Here is a 22,553-nt window from a genome sequence, read left to right as displayed (position 1 = left end):
AAGAAACCCTCCAATACTGTATAAATATCAGTATATACTGTTTTTTTATACAGTAAAGAATTTCTTTGCTAATTTAGAATAATTTTTTTAGCCAACCTAATTTAGAACTTAAGATGTTGTAATAATTGTAATCTTCTAAATGCAATAACTTCATACGTAGATCACTTTTCTTTACCACAATCACATCATCAATACAGAACGGGATATTGACTTGGCTATCACAACTCACCTCGAGTTGTCGCACATTATATTGTGCAAAGCGGAAATGTAACTTACTATCGCCATCTACGACTAATGGACGTGAAGAAAGCGTATGAGGAAACATTGGCACTAAGGTAATTGCATTTAATAATGGCGTTAAAATGGGCCCCCCAGCAGAGAGAGAATAGGCTGTTGAACCTGTTGGCGTAGCAATAATTAGACCATCTGAACGTTGTGAAAAACAGAATTTATCATTGATATAAACTTGGAAATCAATCATATGTGCAATTTTTGCTGGGTGGATAACAACTTCATTAATCGCCTGATTTGCTGCAATTACTTCTCCATTACGTACCACATTCACATCTAACAAAAAACGCTCTTCAACAAAAAATTCTCCTCGATCTAAACAAGCTGAAAGTTGTGAACAGACTTGGTCTGGATCAATATCCGTAAGAAAACCTAGATTACCTCGATTAATGCCAATCAATGCCGTGTTATAACGTGATAATACTCTCGCTTTCCCTAGCATATTGCCATCACCACCAATCACAATCACAAGCTCCGCCGCGGCACCGATTTCATCTAACGTTGCAATATGTTGCGCATCTAACTTGAGTGCTTGTCCCACTTCTGGCTCAACTAAAACGTGATAACCTCGATGACGAAGCCAGATAAATAAATCTTGATGCATTTGCAAACGATCGTCATGGCGTGGTTGTCCAACCACCCCAATTGTTCTAAATGAACGGTGCAATAAATGACGATGTTCCTTTGTATTAAATTCTTGCATAACAATTACCCAGTTGATACCGTTTCAATCCTTGAATTGCGTCAAATGAGGCATATATTAGCACAACTTTTGTCGATAAATTTGACTTAATCACTATCTGAACGTGAATAATTAGCGGCAATAGTGTTTTTTTGTTAAACTAGCCGATGTTAAAGCATCTATTTGATTTTGGAGAAAACTATGTCTGAACAACAAACAGCAAATGAAGAAAAAGTAATGGCAAACGAAGAATTACAAGATACAACGACTGAAAATCCTCAACCAGAAAATACTGCTGAAGAAATTGATCCATTAACTGAAGCACTCGCAAAAATCCAAGACTTAGAAAGCCAATTAGAAGAAGCTGCTAAAAAAGAACAAGATATTTTATTAAGAACGCGTGCAGAAATTGATAATATTCGCCGTCGTACCGAAGTGGATGTTGAAAAAGCACATAAATTTGGTTTAGAAAAATTTGCTAAAGAGATTTTAAATGTTATCGACAACTTAGAACGTGCAGCCTCTACACCAAATACCTCTGAAGATGAAAGTGTGAAAGCACTATTTGATGGCGTAGAACTTACCTTAAAAGACCTACTTTCTACCGTTGCTAAATTTGGTATTGAACCTGTTGGCGTGGTTGGTGAAACTTTTAACCCAGACTTACATCAAGCTATTTCAATGCAACCAGCAGAAGGTTTTACCACCAATCAAATCACCACAGTATTACAAAAAGGCTATTTATTAAATGGTCGTGTTATTCGCCCTGCAATGGTGATGATTGCGGCATAATATAAATTTGTTCTCGTTATTCAAGCCTCTACAACAATCCATAGAGGCTTTTTTCTATCTTGCAAGCAATGCAATATCCTTTAGAATAGAACCTCTTTCTTACTCAGTTGGGAACCTATCGTGATTAATCAAACAACTTTACGCCTTGCACTAATTTCAGGGTTAACGTTATTATTTGTTGGTTGTGCAACAAATGAGCAATTTACTGCACCAGAAGTTACACTACCGCATTCCAGTCCTGTCTGGCAGCAACATCAACAAGCAGTAAATGCTATCAATCACTATGCGGCAGACGGTCAATTAGGCTATATTGGCAACAATAAACGTTTTTCATCCTCATTTAATTGGCAATATCTTGGTGAACAACATTACCGTCTATTTTTCTCTTCCTTACTTAGTCGCAGTACATTAGCGATTGAAAAAACAGCAAATAATACGGTGATTTTTGATAACAAAGGGAATTACTACGCTGACAAAGATATTCACCAATTATTACAAGATGTAATTGGTTTTGATTTCCCTGTGGAAGAATTTCCAAATTGGATTAAAGGCTTACCTGGTGGAACACAAAACTATGTGATCAATCAACAAGGCTTACTTAGTCATTTTACTTACCAATGGCAAGGTGAGAATTGGCAAGCACAATATATGAATTATAATCAAAGTCTATCACCCAAATTGCCTGAAAATTTGTTAATTAGTGGGCCTGATAAAAAATTAAAAATTCAAATTAAAACGTGGAAATTTTAATGACAGATATCACTTCTCGATTTGGCAAGGAATTTAGTTTTCCTTGCCCTGCAAAATTAAATCTTTTCTTATATATTAATCAACGTCGTCCTGATGGCTATCACGAATTACAAACCTTATTTCAATTTCTAGATTATGGCGATTGGTTAACTGTTAGCATTAATCCAACTGGTGAAATTGTCTTGCTAGATCAATTAGCTGGCGTTGCACTGAAAGATAATCTTATCTATCGGGCGGCTAAATTATTACAACAAACCACACAATGTAAATTAGGTGCTACTCTCCGTTTAGAAAAGCATTTACCTATGGGCGGAGGTGTTGGTGGTGGATCATCCGATGCCGCAACCACATTAGTCGCCTTAAATTTTTTATGGCAAACCAATCTTTCTATTGAGCAATTAGCTACTCTTGGCTTACAGTTAGGTGCAGATGTACCAATTTTTATCCATGGTAAAGCCGCTTTTGCTGAGGGCGTTGGTGAAAAAATTAGCTATTGTCATCCAACAGAAAAATATTTTGTGGTTTTAAAACCAGATGTTTCCATCTCTACTGCGAAAATCTTTCGAGATCCAAACCTACCTAGAACAACGCCAAAACGATCTTTGGAGGTTTTACTTTCTTCTGTTTATACAAACGATTGCGAAAAAGTTGTGCGAGATCACTATCCTGAGGTTGAACAAGCTATTCAGTGGTTGGTACAATATGCACCGACCCGTTTAACAGGGACAGGTGCGTGCATTTTTGCCGAGTTTGATTCGCAAGATCGTGCCTTAACCGTATTTCAACAACGCCCAGCTAACTTAACAGGGTTTGTTGCTAAAGGGGTAAATGAATCGCCTTTATATCTTGCCCTTAAAGAAATACAGAAAACACTTTAGTGGATTGTTTTACAATCTGAATATTTAATCACCAATACCGAGGTTTACAATGCCTGACATTAAGCTGTTTGCTGGTAACGCAACACCAGAACTAGCAAAGAAAATTTCTGAACGTCTTTATACTTCTCTTAGTGATGCAATCGTTGGTCGTTTTAGCGATGGCGAAATTCAAGTTCAAATCAATGAAAATGTACGTGGTTCCGATGTCTTTATCGTGCAATCCACTTGTGCCCCAACCAACGACAATCTTATGGAATTAGTCGTAATGATCGATGCTTTACGTCGTGCTTCTGCTGGTCGTATTACTGCGGTAGTTCCTTATTTTGGTTATGCTCGCCAAGATCGTCGTGTACGTTCTGCTCGTGTGCCAATTACAGCAAAAGTTGTTGCAGATATTCTCTCTAATGTTGGTGTTGACCGCGTATTAACCTGTGATTTACACGCTGAACAAATTCAAGGGTTCTTTGATGTTCCAGTAGATAACGTTTTCGGTTCACCAGTTTTAATTGATGACATTTTGAAAAAACAAGATTTAGAAAATCCTATCGTTGTTTCTCCAGATATTGGCGGTGTGGTGCGTGCGAGAGCGGTTGCTAAATTATTAAATGATACCGATATGGCGATTATTGATAAACGCCGTCCTCGTGCAAATGTTGCTCAAGTAATGCATATTATTGGTGATGTAGCTGGTCGTGATTGTATCTTAGTTGATGATATGATCGATACTGGCGGTACATTATGCAAAGCTGCAGAAGCCTTAAAAGAACGTGGTGCAAAACGTGTATTTGCTTATGCAACTCATGCGGTATTCTCTGGTTCTGCTGCGAAAAATATTGCAAGTCCAGCATTAGATGAAATTGTAGTAACAGATACGATCCCTCTTCGTCCAGAAATCATTGCCTTAAACAAAGTAAGAGTCTTAACATTATCTGGTATGTTGGCAGAAGCCATCCGTCGTATCAGTAATGAAGAATCTATTTCTGCAATGTTTAATTAATACCTTGTAAAAACCCTGCTATATAGCAGGGTTCTTTTCTTACTAGCTTATTCCAACAACAGCAAAAAATCTGCTACGGTATGGAATGAACCAAATAACAAAATTAAGTCTGTTTTTCCAGTCTGACTTAACGCATATTCCACACCTTGTAACATTGATGCTGCTGCAATAGAACTCACAACTTGGTTATTTTTCTCGGCTATCACATTTAGCTTACTTTGTAGTTGTTCTGCTGATTGGCCTCGTTCTCCCGCTAATGGAATACAAATCCAATCTGCAATAAGAGGTAGCAGTGGAAATAAGACCCCTTCTGCATCTTTATCTTGTAATACACCACATACCGCATAAATTTTGCTGTAATTCTCTTTTTGCTGTTGTAACTGAGAAGCTAAATAACGTGTTGCGTGTGGATTATGTCCAACATCTAGCACAATTTGTGGCATTTGTTGTTTATCCAAACCAAAACGTTTAGCTAACTGCTCACGTTGTACAGTATTCAAAAATTGAAAACGTCCTGCTAATTCTACTGTTGCCAAACTTTGTCGAATTATCTGTTCTTCAATATTAAAGGGTAAAAATTGCAATGCAGCTAATGCAGTAGCGGCATTTTGTAGTGGAATATGACAAAGCGGTAAATCCTGCCAACTTTGCTGGTGAGATTGCCAATGCCAACGATCTTGATTTAGCTGATAGTTAAAATCTTTCCCTCGGTACAATGTTGGACAACCTAATCCCTGTGCGTGTTGTTTGATCGATTCTGGACAATCCGGTTCGCCCACCACCAGCGGTGTATTTTTGCGACAAATACCTGCTTTCTCGAAACCAATCTTTTCTCGGGTATCACCAAGGAATGCTACATGATCAATATCAATCGAAGTAATAATCGCTAAATCAGTATCAATAATATTTGTTGCATCAAGGCGTCCACCTAAGCCAACTTCAAGAATAATCACATCTAATTGTGCCTGTTGAAATAGCCAAAGTGCCGCTAAGGTACTAAATTCAAAATAAGTTAATGATTGGGTACGTTGTTGCTCAATCGTGGCAAATGCCAAAGTATGTTGCTGATCATCAAGTTCTTGTCCTTGAATTCGCACACGTTCGTTATAACGTAAAATATGCGGTGAGGAATACACGCCAACACGATAGCCTGCATTAAGTAGGATAGTTTCTAATAATCGGCAGGTTGTCCCTTTACCATTTGTTCCTGCTACCGTAATCACAAACGCACTAGGATGTAATAAGTCTAATTGTTGGGCAACTTGCTTAATGCGTGTTAACCCCATATCAATATTTTTGCTATGTAAATGTTCTAAATAGCTTAACCACTCCCCTAATGGCGAATTTATGTTTAAATCTTTCTGTATCATACCGTTATCCTTAGTTTGTGCTTGCGTATCATAGTGAATATTGCCTAAAATCGCCAGCTGTCATTTATGATTTCTTGAAGAATAAGGATAAAACCATTATGTCATCTTTACTGATTGCTATTCTGTGCAGTGTCGCCGTGAGTGTATTTTTAAAAATAGCGCGCAGCCAACAAATTGTGATTTCACAAGCGATTGCCTGCAATTATCTTATGGCAAGTACCCTAACCTATTTTGTGCTACAACCTGATTTTATGGGGTTATCATTTAGCGATGCGATTCGTCAAAATGAACATAGTGCAATTTTTCTCTTACTTGGCTTTCTATTACCAACTATCTTTTTAGTGATGGCAAAAGCGGTAGAAATTAGTGGTATTGCTCGTGCAGATGCGGCACAACGCTTATCACTCTTCTTACCCATTCTGGCTGCATTTTTGTTTTTCCACGAAACCTTAACAACACAAAAAGGCTTAGCAATTTTTTGTGCTTTCCTTGCCTTATTTGCCTTAGTATTTAAATCAAACCAACAACAACATAACGGCAATGGAATCAAAAGTTTCTTATTATTGGTTCTCGTTTGGTTTGGTTATGGTGTGATTGATATTCTCTTTAAACAAATTGCAAAATTTGGTGTTGCCTTTCCATTTGCACTATTTACTTCTTTTGTGATTGCTGGCTGTTTTATTTTTGCCTATTTAATTTTTACCAAAACACGCTGGCAAGGGAAAAGTATGCTGGCTGGGTTAGTCTTAGGGGCATTAAACTTCCTCAATATTTTGTTCTATATTAAAGCACATCAACAATTAAGCGAAAATCCATCCTTGGTGTTTGCAGGTATGAATATTGGGGTAATGATCTTGGGGGCAATAATTGGTCTAGTTGGCTTTAAAGAAAAATTAAACAAAGTGAACTTTTTCGGTATTGCCTTAGGGATTGTGGCGATTATTTTGTTGTTAGTGCCTGTTTTATAAAGAAAAAATGGCTTCTCAACACGAGAAGCCATTTCTAATTATTTCTTCGATTTCTTAATAAATTTCATCAATCTTCTCCGTTTACGCAACTGATTCGGCGTTAATGTATTCCGTTTCCCAGCATAAGGATTTTCCCCATCTTGGAACAACAGACGAATTGGCGAACCAATAATTTGCAAACTACGGCGATAATAATTTGATAAATAGCGTTTGTAAGAATCGGGCAATTTATCAACTTGATTACCATGGATCACAATAATTGGCGGATTATGCCCACCTGGGTGTGCATATTTTAATTTAATTCTTCTCCCCGAAATCATTGGCGGTTGATGCTCATCTGTCGCCATTTGCAAAATTCGAGTTAACAATGAAGTAGAATAGCGTTTGGTTGCCGATTGGTATGCCTCAGTAACAGACTCAAATAAATTCCCCACACCACTACCATGCAACGCAGAAATAAAATGCACTCGTGCAAAATCAATAAAATCTAAACGGCGATCTAATTCAGATTTAATATTATCTTTGATCTCTTGGCTTAGACCGTCCCACTTATTGACGACAATCACTAACGCACGTCCTGCATTTAAGATAAAGCCTAATAATGAAAGATCCTGATCAGAAATACCTTCTCGTGCATCAATCGTCAATAACACCACATTTGCATCTTGAATCGCTTGTAACGTCTTAATCACCGAAAACTTTTCAACGGTTAACGTTACCTTGCCACGCTTACGCACGCCTGCGGTATCGATGATCGTATATTGCTGCCCATCTCGCTCCATAGGAATATAGATGCTATCCCGCGTCGTACCTGGCATATCATATACCACGACCCGATCTTCCCCTAAAATACGATTCGTCAGCGTTGATTTTCCGACATTCGGACGACCAACAATCGCAATTTTAATTGGCTTATCTTGTTGTTCATCTTCTTCCTCTATATTCTCTTCAGCTTCTGCTAAAGATAACGACATATCTTCATCTTGCTCAAATGCAAAATCATCCTGCCAATCTTCATCAACACCATCTTCAGCTAAATCTTCTTCTGTTTGATAAGGTGCTAATACGTCTTGAATTAATTGCGTTACACCACGCCCTTGTGATGCTGCAATTTGTGCAATTTCTCCTAACCCTAGTTGATAGAATTCAGCAACGTGTGAATCTGCATCAATGCCATCAATCTTATTTGCAACGACAATGGTTGGTTTCTCACGACGGCGTAAATATTGTGCAATGCCAACATCTGCTGGTGTTAAGCCTGCACGAGCATCAACTAAAAACAACACAATATCAGCTTCATCAATCGCTAATAGCGATTGTTCTGCCATTTTTTCTTCAATTCCCTCTTCTGAACCGTCAATCCCACCAGTATCGATCACAATAAATTCCATTCCATTCATCTGACCTTGACCATACTTGCGATCACGAGTCAATCCAGGGAAATTTGCGACAAGTGCATCACGACTACGAGTTAAACGGTTAAATAATGTCGATTTACCAACATTTGGACGCCCTACAAGCGCAATGACAGGAGTCATAATCACCTCAAACCTTTTCGATTTTCAAAAAATGTCGCACATTATAGCCGATTTCTTGATGAATCCTAACCTTTTATCAAGATTTCTCTGATCAAAAAAGGGTACTTATTTCTAAGTACCCTCATATTTAATTAATATAAATTGATAAAGCAATTTTATTTCAAACTACCTACCATATCTTCAGGACGAACCCATTCATCAAATTGCTCTGCGGTTACAAATCCTAAATTAATCGCTTCTTCGCGTAAGGTTGTACCATTTTTATGTGCAGTTTTCGCAATTTTTGCTGCTTTTTCATAACCGATATGAGTATTTAATGCAGTAACCAACATTAATGAATTTTCTAATTGCATCTTAATGCGTGGATAGTTTGGCTCAATACCAACTGCACAGTGTTCATCAAATGAAATGCACGCATCTGCTAATAATTGTGCAGATTGTAAGAAGTTATAAGCCATTACTGGTTTAAATACATTTAATTGGAAATGACCTTGCGAGCCAGCAAAAGAAATTGTGGTGTCATTTCCTAATACTTGCGCACATACCATAGTCATCGCTTCACATTGGGTTGGGTTTACTTTTCCTGGCATAATAGATGAACCTGGTTCATTTTCAGGAATTAAGATTTCGCCAATACCTGAACGTGGGCCAGAAGCCAATAAACGAATGTCATTAGCAATTTTATAAAGTGAAACGGCTAATTGTTTTAATGCACCGTGAGTTTCAACAACAGCATCATGGGTTGCTAATGCTTCAAATTTATTTTCTGCAGTAACAAATGGCAGACCTGTAAATTTCGCAATATACTCTGCCACTTTAACATCATAACCTTTTGGTGTATTTAATCCTGTACCTACTGCGGTACCCCCTAAAGCAAGTTGTCTTAAATGCGGTAATGTATGTTTTAATGCTTTCAAGCCAAAATCAAGTTGTGCCGCATAAGCAGAAAACTCTTGCCCTAATGTTAATGGTGTTGCATCCATTAAGTGTGTGCGACCAATTTTTACCACATCGGCAAACTTCGCTGATTTTTCGGCAAAGGTTTTTTGTAAACGTTCTACTGCTGGAATGGTGGTTTCAACCACTTTTTTATAGGCTGCAATGTGCATTGCGGTTGGGTAAGTATCATTAGAAGATTGGGATTTATTCACGTCATCATTTGGGTGAATCACACTCTTTTCACCTAATTTCCCGCCGTTTAATACATGTGCACGATTCGCTACCACTTCATTCACATTCATATTTGATTGGGTACCTGAACCAGTTTGCCAAATAACAAGTGGGAATTGATCATCCAATTTGTTTGCTAAGATTTCATCACAAGCTTGAGCAATTAAATCTCTTTTTTCAACTGGAAGTACGCCTAAATCATAGTTGGCATATGCCGCTGCTTTTTTTAAGTAACCAAATGCTTCAATAATTTCATGTGGCATAGAAGCTGCTGGCCCAATTTTAAAGTTATTGCGTGAACGTTCAGTTTGCGCTGCCCAATATTTATCCGCAGGCACTTTCACTTCACCCATAGTGTCATGTTCAATTCTAAATTCCATAAGTTTGACCTCTAATTGCAAATGTAAAAAGTGGGAAAAATTGTAACACTCAAGAGGTACAAATTAAATTTCCAACATAATGAAATTTTTTCTTTTATGACGCAGATCATAAAAATAAAACCTGCCAATAATATTAATGAGTATTTTATGTACAGCTTTTCTCTCTGCTTTGCTACCATTTTCTCTTAGACGTTTAGATGTTTAACTTTCTAGATGTTTAGACATCTAAAATTTCTTGACATTGTTTCCTTCGCTCGCTAATTTATCACCCTGTCAACAATAATAATAATGCTGTTTTAGGAAGTAATATGTCTGCGCAACAACTTACACTATTCACTGATTCCGCGCTTACTCTTACCCTTGGTGGTTCACTAAAAGATATTACGGTGTGCTATCAGACTTATGGCAAATTAAATTCTGCGAAAAATAATATTATTTTGATTTGTCATGCCTTAACTGGTGATGCTGAACCCTATTTTGCCGACAATCAACAAAAAGGTTGGTGGCAAAATTTTATGGGGCCAGGGATGGCTTTAGATACCGATAAATATTTTTTTATCTGCTCTAATGTTTTAGGTGGCTGTAAAGGAACAACTGGCCCAACGAGTATTAATCCTGCAACAGGCTTACCTTATGGTGGTGATTTTCCACAAATTACCATTCAAGATATTGTTAAAGTACAAAAAGCACTACTGGATCAATTAGGTATCACGCATTTGCACGCCGTGATTGGTGGATCATTTGGTGGTATGCAAGCAACACAATGGGCAATTAGTTATCCTGATTTTATGGATTATGTGGTTAATTTATGTTCTTCGCTCTATATGAGTGCAGAAGCGATTGGCTTTAACCATGTTATGCGTCAAGCCATTGTACAAGATCCTAATTTTAATCAAGGCCACTACTATCAAGGTAATCCTCCTGATCAAGGTTTAGCTACAGCGAGAATGTTGGGGATGTTGACCTATCGTACACACACGCAATTAACTAAGGCCTTTGGACGTGCTATTAAACAGGAAGGCAATTTTTTAGGTGACTATTTTCAGGTGGAATCCTATTTAAGTTATCAAGGCAAAAAGTTTTTAGAACGTTTTGATGCAAATAGTTATTTGCAACTGATGCGTGCGTTGGATCTCTATGATCCGGCTATTGGTTATCAAAATGCACTAGACGCACTAAAACGGATTAAAGCCAAATACACATTAATTGCGGTAACGAATGATCAATTATTTAAATTAGTCGATTTAGAAAAGAGTCGGCAACTATTAGAAAAAGCAGAAATCAATCTGCACTATGATGAAATTACTTCTGATTTTGGTCATGATGCCTTTTTAGTCGATTATGAATTTTTTGCCCCTAAAATCCGTCGTGGTTTAGGAGAAATGGTCGTATAGTGCCATCTCTCCCATAACAATGTTTATTCTTCTAATACGACTTTTGCAATATAACCAAGTTGACGATATTGTTGTGCGTAATCAATTCCATAACCAACCACAAACTCATCTGGAATAGTAAAACCTACCCAATCAACATTCACTTCTACTTCACGACGTGAAGGTTTGTCTAATAAAGTACAAATAGTTAATGAATTAGGTTCACGCAATGATAGGATCTGATGAACTTTATCTAAGGTATAACCAGTATCTATAATATCCTCAACGATTAAAACGTCCTTTCCCTTAATATCGCCTTCCAAATCTTTAGCAATTTTTACATCGTGATTAGTGGTCATACCACTGCCATAACTCGATGTTGTCATAAAATCAATTTCTAATGGCAACTTAATTTCTCTGACTAAATCAGCCATAAACATAAATGAACCACGCAATAAACCAACTACATATAATCCTTTACTTTGATTATGTTGATAATATTGGGTAATTTCTTGTCCTAATTCTTTGATTCTAGAACAGACTTCTTCTTCAGAAATTAACGTTTCAATATGATGTTTTTTCATTGCGCTCTCCTCATCTCATTACGGTAATAAGCTGCGCTACTATACCGAAAATCGGCACAATAAAAAATAGCTTCACACTATTCTTTCCAAGAAATCAAAACTTGCACTTCATCACACATTGCAATAAGATTCTTGCCCTTATTTTTAATCAAGATGGAAATATTGTGCAAAATCTCATCATTTATGCTCATCCTAATGAACAAAGTTTTAATCATGCAATTTTAGATACGATTGTTGAAACTGCTAAAGCACAAAATATGGATGTTACCGTGCGTAATCTATATCAGATGGGATTTAATCCTATCTTAACTTGGTCAGAATTTTGTCAAATAAATCAAGGTAATATTCCAAAAGATATTCAGCAAGAGCAGCATCTCATCACACAAGCTGATTTAATCACATTAGTTTATCCATTATGGTGGATGGGATTTCCAGCCATTTTGAAAGGTTATTTAGATCGTGTTTTAAGTCATGGTTTTGCTTATGAAACAGATGAAGCAGGTAGTCGTGGTTTATTACATAATAAAAAAATGGTGCAGTTTATTACACTAGGCAATAATGAAAAAGAATACCAAAAAAGAGGTTTTTTATCTGCTTTAGATGCGACTCTGATTAACGGATTATTTAATTATTGTGGTATTACTGACATAGAACATTTCTTCTTTGGAGATATACATATCATTGATAATCAAGCCAGAAAAGAAATTTTGACAAAAATTCAACAAGTTATCTCAAAATATACTTAATTTTCCCCTCTTTCTTAACATTATAAACTGAATAACATTCATACAAGCAAATACTTATTTATAGGTATTTGTTTTATTTTCTGACATTCATTATTATTAGCAGTAATTCTCTGACAACCCTACTATATACTTGACCAAATATAATTTTACAAGTTATTATTGCACGGTTTATTGTTCTACTTAATACTATTAGCTGAGGTAATTTATGGTTAATCAATTGTTATCAGACACCGATAACGTCATCAAGATGTATTCTGAAGACTTTCCTAATATGCCATTAGATCAGATCATCTTGGTACGTTTGTTGTTTAATGTAAATAGCAATTATCTTGAACATCGCAACCATCTTCTCAAAGAAGTTGGTCTTAATCACACCCTATTTGAAGCATTAATTGTGACCTATCTTCAACCTAATCACGAGATTCAACCTTCTCGTCTTAGCGAGATCCTAGGTTCATCACGTACTAATGCAACTCGTATTTCAGATGAATTGGTTAGTAAGGGATGGATTGATCGTATTAGTGTCCCTGAAGATCGTCGTTGTTTTAGTTTACGCATTAATGAAAAGGGTCATCAATTTTTAAAAGAAATTTTTCCACATCAATGGGAATTAATGGGTTCTATTTTTAGTGTTTTAACTGATAAAGAAATTCAGACTCTACGTCGTTTATTACTCAAACTTTCTAGACGTTTGGAAGAGTATAATCTTCATAGAGTATGATTCTTCAAATTTAAGGTCGTAATATGTCAGAGATTTCCGAACAAGACAAAAAAAATGCTGTTCGTAATAAAACCAGAAGGAAACATCTTGTTTCCTTCGTTGTTTTATTGCTTCTTATTTCAATAGTTAGTTTCGTTTATTGGCTTTTTTTCGTGAAAAATTTCACAGAAACTGACGATGCTTATGTAGCAGGCAATATTATTCAAGTTTCATCTCAAGTATCAGGTAGTGTTTCTAAACTTAACACCGAAAGTACCGATTTAGTGAAAAAAGGTGATGTTTTAGTACAACTTGATGATACAGATGCAAAACTTGCACTTTCTCAAGCTAAACATACATTAGCCGATGTTGTTCGTAAAACAAGCCAGCTTGTTTTCACTGAAAAACAACTAAGTTCTCTTTTAGCAGCTAAAAAGATTGCTTTAAAACAAGCAGAAGAAGATCTTGCTCGCCGTCAATCTTTAAATAAGACTGGTGCTGTATCAAAAGAAGATTATCAACATGCGGTTGATGCTGTGACGATGGCACAAAGCGATTTAGATGCTACTCAAGAACAGCTCAATGCAACAAAAGCGTTATTGTTAAATACACCGATTGAACAACAACCGAACGTAGTACAAGCTGCCGATAATGTTCGTCAAGCCTGGTTGAATCTACAACGTACTAAAGTAGTTAGTCCTGTCACAGGTTATGTTGCTAAACGTAGTGTACAAGTAGGCGAAAGTATCAAAGCAGGTTCTCCATTATTGTCTGTCGTACCACTCGACCAAATTTGGTTAGATGCAAACTTTAAAGAAACACAACTGGCTAATATCCGTTTAGGTCAGCCTGTGAGTGTAGTATTTGACCTTTATGGTGATAATGTAGAGTTTGACGGAAAAGTCGTGGGTATTGATGCAGGAACAGGTAGTGCTTTCTCATTATTACCTGCACAAAATGCTACTGGTAACTGGATTAAAGTTGTACAACGTTTACCTGTGCGTATTGCATTAGATCCTGAACAGGTCAAAGAACATCCTTTACGTATTGGTCTTTCCGCTACTGTTGAAGTAAATACTTCTAATAAAGATGGTGGCGTATTGCATAATGAAGCTCGTAATGAAACACGTTATGAAACTGATACGTTGCACTATGATCTAGCTCCAATTAATCAAGAGATTATTGAAATTATTCAACAAAATAGTCACTGATTAAGGAGGCGCAAAATGAATTCAACGCCGATTAAAGGCGGCGCATTAGTCATGATGACATTAGGACTTGCTTTAGCAACCTTTATGCAAGTCCTTGATTCAACTATTGCGAACGTTGCCATTCCGACTATCGCTGGTGATTTAGGTGCATCAAGTACGCAAGGAACTTGGGTGATTACTTCTTTTGGGGTTGCAAATGCTATTGCAATTCCTATTACAGGTTGGTTAGCCCGTCGTTTTGGCGAAGTAAAATTGTTCCTCACCTCAGTTCTAATCTTTGTTATCGCTTCTTGGTTATGTGGTATTTCACATTCATTAAATATGTTAATTGCATGCCGTATCGTACAAGGATTAGCTGCTGGTCCAATTGTTCCATTATCACAAAGCCTACTGTTAAATAATTATCCGCCACAACGGCGTGCTATGGCATTAGCATTCTGGTCAATGACTGTTGTTGTTGCCCCAATTTGTGGACCTATTTTAGGTGGTTGGTTAAGTGATGATTTTCATTGGGGTTGGATTTTCTTTATTAATATTCCAGTGGGAATTTTAGTGATGATCTTCACTAAAGTCACCTTAGGCGATAAGGAAACAAAAACTTATCAACAACCAATTGATAGTATTGGCTTAATTTTATTGGTTCTTGGGGTAGGAGCATTACAATTAATGCTTGATAGAGGTCGCGAAGAAGACTGGTTTAATTCAACAGAAATTGTTGTTTTAGCCATTGTAGCTGTTATTGGTTTGATTACGTTAATTATCTGGGAATTAGGTGAAGAACATCCAATTGTCGATATTTCATTATTTAAAAAGCGTAATTTTACTGTAGGCTGTTTATGTACTTCCCTCGCTTTCTTAATCTATCTAGGATCAGTCGTATTAATTCCATTATTATTACAACAGGTCTATGGTTATACCGCTACTTGGGCTGGTCTAGCAACTGCACCAATAGGTTTATTCCCATTATTGTTGTCACCAATTATTGGGCGTTTTGGTTATAAAGTAGATATGCGTTTATTAGTGACAATTAGTTTCTTTGTCTATGCATTTACTTTCCATTGGCGTGCGGTAACATTTGAACCTGAAATGAATTTTACTGTGGTAGCATTACCGCAATTTATTCAAGGGATTGCTGTGGCTTGTTTCTTTATGCCATTAACCACTATTACCTTGTCAGGATTAAAACCTGAACAAACTGCATCAGCATCAAGTTTATTTAACTTTTTGCGTACCTTAGCAGGTTCAGTGGGAACTTCCCTTACTACATTTATGTGGTATAACCGTGAAGCGTTACATCATGGGCAGATGGTTGAAAGTATTACGCCTTATAATCCAATGGCACAACAATATTTTCAATCTATGGCAGATAAGGGATTAAATGATACTCAAGCAGCCGCCTATTTAGCCAATCAGATTACACAGCAAGGTTTAATCATTGGCGCTAACGAAATATTCTATATTTCTGCCATTGCTTTTATGTTGTTGTTTGTCGTGATTTGGTTAGCGAAACCACCGTTTGGTTCACGGCATTAGTACTACTCGTTACTTCACCAGACAAGTTAAGTCATTTCTTTCGATGAGATGACTTAGTTATGAAAAACCTCTTTTATCTTACTATATTGATAAAAGAGGTTTTTATTTATAATTTGTAGATTCTTGTTGTTTACTACGGCGGAGATGATTTTTATTAAGCTACACGCCGTTTTTGCAAACGATGAATTGTACTTACCACAACACCTTGTAGATTTAATTCTGTTATTTGCTTAACTGAGATATTAGGATAACGATCATCTAATGAAAAAAAGACAAATTTACCATCTTGTTCTGCAAAAAATTCATATAACTGTAAACCTTGCTGCTGTTCAATCACAACTAAATCACCAAGATGTAAATTGGTTGTCTTTTCAATAATCAACATATCTCCTACATCAATCCCCCAAGCTGCTAAATTCTCATTTTTTACCCGTAAGAAAAAAGTTTCTTGCGGTTTTTTAATACAATATAAATTGAGATCCATACGATAATGAACATTACTTTTTTTATTAAAGTACTCCTTTTGCGGGTGATCGTCATATAACGGCAAAGGAAGATAAGAGTATTTTTGTTGTTCTGTATTCAACATTGAATTAACTTGCATTTGCATAAATCATCTCCACCATTAATACTGTTAATTTATACAGTATAATTTACTGTATATTAATACAGTATTCAACTATTTTTTACTCTTTTTTTGTTGAAATAGCGATCAAATTTATAGCGTTATTTGCTTAGCAATAAAAGTTGATTAAACTACTAAGGATTATCAAATAGAAGAGTGATGTAAAATGCAAATTCAACTACAACAAGCAAAAATTAAAATTACCTCGCAACAATGGTTATATGTTGACCAATTCAAACTACAAGAAAAAAGTTTTACTGTTATTGTTGGACATAATGGTAGTGGTAAAAGCACCTTAAGCAAATTTATTAGCCAATATCAACCTCCTTATTCAGGTCAATATACTAATAATTTCCAAAAAATTTCTTTGGTTTCCCTCGCACAGCAACAACTATTATTAGAACAAATTTATCGTGATTTAAATAATGATAGTGTAAGTCCTGATGATCAAGGTAAGACAACACAACAAATTATCTTAAGCGATTCACCAAGATCCGATGCGTTATTATATGCGACTGCGAAACGTGTTGGCATTGAGCATTTATTGAATAGCCCATTCAAATTATTATCAACAGGCGAAGCACGCAAAGTTTTACTGGTTAAAGCATTAATTGAAGAACCTGATCTATTAATCCTTGATGAGCCTTTTGAAGGTTTAGATTTTAATTCGCAACAACAATGGCTAACTTTATTAGCTCAACTTAAACAACATCTTACCATTGTCTTAGTCATTAATCGTTTAACTGATGTCCCTGCTTGGGCAGATTCTATTGTCTTACTACATCAATGCCAATTAATCACACAGCAGTCAGCTCAGCAAATGTTAGAAAGCGATATTTTTAATCAATTATGTTATGCCGAAAAATCTATCCATATTCCTATTCCATGTGCGGCTAATCCAGTTGTGACGTTGCCCCAAAATCTAGAAACAATTTTTGATTTATCTGATGTCACCGTAAAATATGGCGATAAAATCATCTTAAATAAATTAAATTGGCAAGTAAAAATTGGTGAACATTGGTGGATTAAAGGACCGAATGGATGTGGCAAATCAACGCTTTTATCATTAATCAATGGTGATCATCCCCAAGCATTCAATAACAAAGTAAAATTATTTGGCAAACAACGTGGCAGCGGTGAAACGGTTTGGGAAATCAAACAATATATTGGCTTTTTAAGTAATCATTTTCATCTTGATTATCGGGTAAATTGTTCAGCCTTGATGGTGATTATTTCGGGTTATTTTGATTCTATTGGCGTGTATCAACATATTGATGAAAACACTCGCCTCAATGCACTCCAATGGTTACAGCGCATCAATATGGAAAAATTTGCGAATACGCCTTTTCGCTCACTTTCTTGGGGACAACAACGTTTATTATTAATTGCTCGTGCATTAGTGAAACATCCTCCAATTCTAATTCTCGATGAGCCTTTAATGGGACTTGATGCGTTGAATCGTCATCTTGTATTGACCTTTATCGATCAACTGATCAGTAATAGTGACACTCAACTATTTTTTGTTTCACATCATTTAGAAGATCAGCCAAATTGTATTAATCGTATTTTCGAATTTCGTCCTGCAGCAGAAGGCTATCATTATTTTTGCCAAGAAGTAACAAATCATAATTAATACAGGTTTTTCCTATGGATAACACGCTTTTCGTGCTATAATCCGCGACTGTTTTTGACGAAATTCAAACTATAGGAAATGTCTAAATGAGCGATTTAGCAAAAGATATTATTCCCGTTAATATCGAAGAGGAAATGAAGTCCTCTTATCTTGACTACGCAATGTCTGTCATTGTTGGTCGTGCGTTGCCAGATGTAAGAGATGGCTTAAAACCTGTACATCGTCGTGTGCTTTTTGCCATGGCTGTAGGGGGTAATGACTACAATAAACCTTACCGTAAATCAGCCCGTATTGTTGGGGACGTTATCGGTAAATATCACCCACATGGTGATTCTGCGGTCTATGATACGTTAGTGCGTATGGCTCAACCGTTTTCATTACGCTATCCATTAGTCGATGGTCAAGGAAATTTTGGCTCAATCGATGGCGACTCCCCTGCTGCAATGCGTTATACCGAAGCTCGGATGACTCAAATCGCTCATGAATTACTTGCTGATTTAGACAAAGAAACCGTAGATTATCAACCGAACTATGATGGTTCGGAAATGATTCCTGAAGTCTTACCAACAAAAATTCCTGCTTTATTGGTGAATGGTTCAAGCGGAATTGCAGTTGGGATGGCAACCAATATTCCACCACACAATTTAGGTGAAGTGATTGATGGCTGTTTAGCATATATCGAAAATGATCAAATTTCGATTGATGAGTTAATGACCTATATTCCTGGTCCTGACTTTCCAACTGCAGCAATCATTAATGGTAAAAAAGGGATTGAAGAAGCCTATAAAACAGGACGTGGTAAGATTTATATTCGTGCTAAAGCAGAAATAGAAACAGATGACAAAGGACGTGAAACCATTATCGTTCATGAAATTCCTTATCAAGTAAATAAAGCACGTTTAATTGAGAAAATTGCCGAATTAGTCAAAGAGAAAAAAGTTGAAGGCATCAGTGGATTACGTGATGAGTCTGATAAAGACGGTATGCGTATCGTGATTGAAATTAAGCGTGATGCAGTCGGTGAAATTGTTCTGAATAACTTATATGCTTTAACCCAATTACAAGTAACATTTGGGATTAATATTGTCGCTTTAGATCACGGGCAACCTAAATTATTAAATCTTAAAGAATTAATCGAAGCCTTTGTTCTTCATCGTCGTGAAGTCGTGACTCGCCGTACCGTATTCGAACTCCGTAAAGCACGTGAACGTGCTCATATTTTAGAAGGCTTAGCTATTGCCTTAACCAATATTGATCCAATCATTGAATTAATCCGCACTGCACCAACTCCAGCAGCAGCAAAAGAAGCTTTATTGGCTCAACCTTGGCAATTAGGGAATGTGGAAGCGATGTTAGCAGCTACAGGCGTTGATGCAGCTCGTCCTGAAGATCTCGAAGAGCATTTAGGTATTCGTGATGGTGTTTATCATCTAAGTGAAGCTCAGGCACAGGCAATTTTAGATTTACGCCTACAAAAACTTACTGGCTTAGAACATGAAAAAATCTTAGATGAATATAAATCTTTACTTGATGTGATTGCAGAATTATTGCACATCTTACATAGTCCAGAACGTTTAATGGAAGTCATTCGTGAAGAGCTAGAAAAAATCAAAGCTCAATATAATGATGATCGTCTAACAGAAATTACTGCAAGCAGCGGTGATATTAATCTAGAAGATTTAATTAATCCTGAAGATGTTGTCGTCACTTTATCACACGAAGGTTATGTGAAATATCAACCACTTTCCGACTATGAAGCCCAACGCCGTGGTGGTAAAGGTAAATCAGCTACCAAGATGAAAGAAGAAGATTTCATTGAGAAGCTGTTAGTTGCCAATACACATGATACTATCCTCTGTTTCTCAAGCCGTGGTCGTTTATATTGGTTGAAAGTTTACCAATTACCGCAAGCAAGCCGTGGTGCAAGAGGTCGCCCAATCGTTAATCTATTACCACTTGAAGAGAATGAACGCATTACTGCTATCTTACCTGTGAAAGAATACGCAGAAGATAAATTTATTGTGATGGCAACAGCTGGTGGATTAGTGAAGAAAACCACGCTTACTGAATTTAGCCGTCCTCGTGCTAGCGGTATTATTGCGGTGAATTTGCGTGAAGATGATGAATTAATCGGCGTAGATATTACCGAAGGAAATAATGAAATTATGCTCTTCTCGGCGCAAGGTCGTGTTGTTCGCTTTGACGAAAATGCAGTCCGTGCAATGGGTAGAACCGCAGCAGGCGTGAGAGGAATTAAACTTGCTTTAACCAATGATATTTCTGATGAAGAAAATGATGCGGAAGACAGCAGTGATGAAAACGAACAAACACTTGATCTCACAATTGATAAAGTTGTTTCACTTGTTGTACCAAAAACAAATGGTGCAATCCTTACTGCAACACAAAATGGTTATGGTAAACGTACTGATTTAACAGAATATCCAACCAAATCACGTAATACGAAAGGGGTAATTTCAATCAAAGTGAGTGAACGTAACGGTAAAGTTGTTGCAGCTACTCAAGTTGAAGAAAATGATCAAATTATGTTGATTACGGATGCAGGTACATTAGTTCGTACACGAGTTGCAGAAATTAGTTTGGTTGGACGTAATACGCAAGGTGTTCGTTTGATTCGTACATCTGAAACAGAACAAGTTGTGAGTATGGAACGTATCTGTGATGATGACGATGACAGTAGCGAAGATATAACTGAATAAACAATCTACAATTTTTATATAAGGCGACGAAAGTCGCCTTTTTTCTAGTGTTTACCCTTGATTACTTATTGGAAGTGAAGTATTTTATGTCTAGACATCTAAACGTCTAATTGATTATTTATTATGAGGTATAAAAATGAGTAAATTATTCCCAAATGCAACACAACGTACTAAAGCACCATACCGTTTTGATATTGTTGGTAGTTTTCTTCGTCCAGAAACATTAAAACTTGCTCGTAGCCAATGTCAATGTGGTGATATTAGCTGTACAGATTTAAGAAAAGTTGAAGATCAAGAAATTAGTAAATTAGTTGAACATCAAAAACAAGTTGGTTTACACGCAGTAACCGATGGTGAATTCCGCCGTACATTCTGGCATATGGATTTCTTAGCAGCATTAGAAGGTGTAGAAGAAGTCGATGCAAAAAAATTCTCAGTGCAATTTAAACACCATAATGTTCGTCCAAGAACATTAAAAATTACAGGTAAAGTACAGTTCGGCAACCACCCATTCTTAGAACATTATCGTTCATTACAACAAATTGCAGGTGATTTTCCCGTTAAATTTACGATTCCATCACCAACAATGTTACATTTAATCTGCATTGTACGTGAAACAGAATATCAACCAATTGATCTCTATAAAGATAATCCGCAACAACTTTTAGCCGACCTCGCTCAAGCCTATCGTGATGCAATTACTAAATTCTATGAACTTGGTTGTCGTAATTTACAATTAGATGATACTAGTTGGGGAGAGTTATGTTCAGAAGAAAAACGAGCTGCATATGCTGAACGCGGTATTGATCTAGACCAATTAGCCAAAGATTATGTCAACCTAATTAATGAAGCAATCAAAGATAAACCTGAAGATATGACAATTACTATGCATATCTGTCGTGGTAACTTCCGCTCTACTTGGTTCTCTTCTGGTGGTTATGAACCTGTCGCTGAAACATTATTCGGACACTGTAAAGTAGATGGTTTCTTCTTGGAATATGACAGTGATCGTGCAGGTGATTTCAAACCACTTCGTTTTATTAAAGATCAACAAGTCGTATTAGGACTAATTACCTCGAAAAGTGGTGAATTAGAAGATAAAAATGCGATTATTGAACGGATTAAAGAAGCTACACAATATGTGGACATTAACCAACTCTGCTTAAGCCCTCAATGTGGGTTTGCTTCAACCGAAGAAGGCAATGTTCTTACCGAAGAACAACAATGGAAAAAACTTGAATTTATTCGTGAAATCAGTGAAGAAGTGTGGGGAAAATAACCCTATTTAAGCAAATAAATTTTTAATTTCTATTAAATCTAAGGCTACATCTTTTTATAAGATGTAGCTTTTTTATTCAACTTTACTATTAACAAAATAATTAATTCTCCCTTTTTTTAAACGATCTTGTAATGCAATGATTTATAAGGAAATATATAAGCTTAAAAAATTTAGGTTAATCAAGTCATTAATTCAATCATCCCTTGCTAATTCTATAATTATGGTCTTTAATAATGTAGTTCCCTGCCGCATAGGCAGCTTAGAAATAAGAAAGGTGTAATAGACAAATTTGTTGCTAAAAGTAGGCTTAAAGCCTTATAGTACAAGGCTTTAAGC

The 22,553-nt window shown here is 36.4% G+C and carries 19 protein-coding genes; 13 read left to right on the top strand and 6 right to left on the bottom strand.

The annotated features are described in order from the left end of the window. Positions 1-73: 73 nt before the first annotated feature. Positions 74-994, bottom strand: a complete 921-nt coding sequence (locus ACFFHT_RS05285) for an NAD(+) kinase (protein WP_382374150.1) — start codon at positions 992-994, stop codon at positions 74-76. A gap of 180 nt (positions 995-1,174) precedes the next feature. Here ACFFHT_RS05285 and grpE point away from each other — a divergent pair, with 180 nt between their 5' ends. The 4 genes from grpE to ACFFHT_RS05265 all read left to right on the top strand — a co-directional run bounded on the left by grpE (position 1,175) and on the right by ACFFHT_RS05265 (position 4,390). After that, on the top strand, positions 1,175-1,765 hold the full coding sequence (grpE, locus tag ACFFHT_RS05280) for a nucleotide exchange factor GrpE (RefSeq protein WP_382374148.1): 591 nt from the start codon (positions 1,175-1,177) through the stop codon (positions 1,763-1,765). Positions 1,766-1,885: 120 nt separating this feature from the next. After that, the gene (lolB, locus tag ACFFHT_RS05275; protein ID WP_382374146.1) at positions 1,886-2,515 is read left to right on the top strand and encodes a lipoprotein insertase outer membrane protein LolB; all 630 of its coding nucleotides are present in this window, start codon (positions 1,886-1,888) and stop codon (positions 2,513-2,515) included. After that, positions 2,515-3,393, top strand: a complete 879-nt coding sequence (gene ispE / locus ACFFHT_RS05270) for a 4-(cytidine 5'-diphospho)-2-C-methyl-D-erythritol kinase (protein WP_382374144.1) — start codon at positions 2,515-2,517, stop codon at positions 3,391-3,393. The genes lolB and ispE overlap by 1 nt, the downstream gene beginning before the upstream one ends. A gap of 49 nt (positions 3,394-3,442) precedes the next feature. Beyond that, entirely contained in the window at positions 3,443-4,390 is a 948-nt protein-coding gene (locus tag ACFFHT_RS05265) for a ribose-phosphate pyrophosphokinase (RefSeq protein WP_382374142.1), read from the top strand. 47 nt (positions 4,391-4,437) lie between these two features. Here the strand turns inward: ACFFHT_RS05265 and folC are convergent, their stop codons facing one another. After that, positions 4,438-5,760, bottom strand: coding sequence for a bifunctional tetrahydrofolate synthase/dihydrofolate synthase (gene folC / locus ACFFHT_RS05260; protein WP_382374140.1), 1,323 nt, complete (start codon positions 5,758-5,760; stop codon positions 4,438-4,440). 98 nt (positions 5,761-5,858) lie between these two features. Here folC and ACFFHT_RS05255 point away from each other — a divergent pair, with 98 nt between their 5' ends. After that, complete coding sequence (locus tag ACFFHT_RS05255; RefSeq protein WP_382374138.1) at positions 5,859-6,728, top strand: EamA/RhaT family transporter; 870 nt, start codon at positions 5,859-5,861, stop codon at positions 6,726-6,728. A gap of 38 nt (positions 6,729-6,766) precedes the next feature. On the opposite strand, the gene der is transcribed toward ACFFHT_RS05255, so the two are convergent. Both der and fumC read right to left on the bottom strand, forming a co-directional pair. Continuing rightward, entirely contained in the window at positions 6,767-8,266 is a 1,500-nt protein-coding gene (der, locus tag ACFFHT_RS05250) for a ribosome biogenesis GTPase Der (protein ID WP_382374136.1), read from the bottom strand. A 155-nt stretch (positions 8,267-8,421) separates the two neighbouring features. After that, complete coding sequence (gene fumC / locus ACFFHT_RS05245) at positions 8,422-9,816, bottom strand: class II fumarate hydratase (RefSeq protein WP_382374134.1); 1,395 nt, start codon at positions 9,814-9,816, stop codon at positions 8,422-8,424. A 308-nt stretch (positions 9,817-10,124) separates the two neighbouring features. Here fumC and metX point away from each other — a divergent pair, with 308 nt between their 5' ends. After that, positions 10,125-11,210: a homoserine O-acetyltransferase MetX gene (metX, locus tag ACFFHT_RS05240; protein WP_382374132.1), complete on the top strand. Its 1,086-nt coding sequence runs from the start codon at positions 10,125-10,127 to the stop codon at positions 11,208-11,210. Between the two features lie 23 nt (positions 11,211-11,233). Here the strand turns inward: metX and hpt are convergent, their stop codons facing one another. Continuing rightward, positions 11,234-11,773: a hypoxanthine phosphoribosyltransferase gene (gene hpt, locus ACFFHT_RS05235; RefSeq protein ID WP_382374130.1), complete on the bottom strand. Its 540-nt coding sequence runs from the start codon at positions 11,771-11,773 to the stop codon at positions 11,234-11,236. Positions 11,774-11,937: 164 nt separating this feature from the next. Here hpt and ACFFHT_RS05230 point away from each other — a divergent pair, with 164 nt between their 5' ends. From ACFFHT_RS05230 to ACFFHT_RS05215, 4 genes are all read left to right on the top strand, one after another. After that, positions 11,938-12,519 carry an NAD(P)H-dependent oxidoreductase gene (locus ACFFHT_RS05230; RefSeq protein ID WP_382374128.1) on the top strand — a complete coding sequence of 194 codons (582 nt, stop codon included), beginning with the start codon at positions 11,938-11,940 and terminating at the stop codon, positions 12,517-12,519. Between the two features lie 205 nt (positions 12,520-12,724). Next, the gene (gene mprA / locus ACFFHT_RS05225; RefSeq protein WP_382374126.1) at positions 12,725-13,240 is read left to right on the top strand and encodes a transcriptional repressor MprA; all 516 of its coding nucleotides are present in this window, start codon (positions 12,725-12,727) and stop codon (positions 13,238-13,240) included. A gap of 23 nt (positions 13,241-13,263) precedes the next feature. Beyond that, positions 13,264-14,430 carry an EmrA/EmrK family multidrug efflux transporter periplasmic adaptor subunit gene (locus ACFFHT_RS05220; protein WP_382374124.1) on the top strand — a complete coding sequence of 389 codons (1,167 nt, stop codon included), beginning with the start codon at positions 13,264-13,266 and terminating at the stop codon, positions 14,428-14,430. A 15-nt stretch (positions 14,431-14,445) separates the two neighbouring features. After that, positions 14,446-15,963, top strand: coding sequence for a DHA2 family efflux MFS transporter permease subunit (locus tag ACFFHT_RS05215; RefSeq protein WP_382374122.1), 1,518 nt, complete (start codon positions 14,446-14,448; stop codon positions 15,961-15,963). A 154-nt stretch (positions 15,964-16,117) separates the two neighbouring features. Here the strand turns inward: ACFFHT_RS05215 and ACFFHT_RS05210 are convergent, their stop codons facing one another. Beyond that, positions 16,118-16,573, bottom strand: coding sequence for a LexA family protein (locus ACFFHT_RS05210; protein ID WP_382374120.1), 456 nt, complete (start codon positions 16,571-16,573; stop codon positions 16,118-16,120). Positions 16,574-16,754: 181 nt separating this feature from the next. Here ACFFHT_RS05210 and modF point away from each other — a divergent pair, with 181 nt between their 5' ends. The 3 genes from modF to ACFFHT_RS05195 all read left to right on the top strand — a co-directional run bounded on the left by modF (position 16,755) and on the right by ACFFHT_RS05195 (position 22,217). Continuing rightward, on the top strand, positions 16,755-18,221 hold the full coding sequence (gene modF, locus ACFFHT_RS05205; protein WP_382374118.1) for a molybdate ABC transporter ATP-binding protein ModF: 1,467 nt from the start codon (positions 16,755-16,757) through the stop codon (positions 18,219-18,221). 86 nt (positions 18,222-18,307) lie between these two features. Next, entirely contained in the window at positions 18,308-20,938 is a 2,631-nt protein-coding gene (gene gyrA / locus ACFFHT_RS05200) for a DNA topoisomerase (ATP-hydrolyzing) subunit A (protein ID WP_382374116.1), read from the top strand. Between the two features lie 136 nt (positions 20,939-21,074). Next, the gene (locus tag ACFFHT_RS05195; RefSeq protein ID WP_382374114.1) at positions 21,075-22,217 is read left to right on the top strand and encodes a 5-methyltetrahydropteroyltriglutamate--homocysteine S-methyltransferase; all 1,143 of its coding nucleotides are present in this window, start codon (positions 21,075-21,077) and stop codon (positions 22,215-22,217) included. The last annotated feature ends 336 nt before the right edge of the window (positions 22,218-22,553 follow it).

The sequence above is a fragment of the Gallibacterium melopsittaci genome, assembly GCF_042433085.1.
In the GTDB taxonomy this organism is placed as follows: Bacteria; Pseudomonadota; Gammaproteobacteria; order Enterobacterales; family Pasteurellaceae; genus Gallibacterium; species Gallibacterium melopsittaci.
The sequence above is the reverse complement of the archived record's forward strand: the minus strand, read 5'-3'. Positions and strand labels throughout refer to the sequence as shown.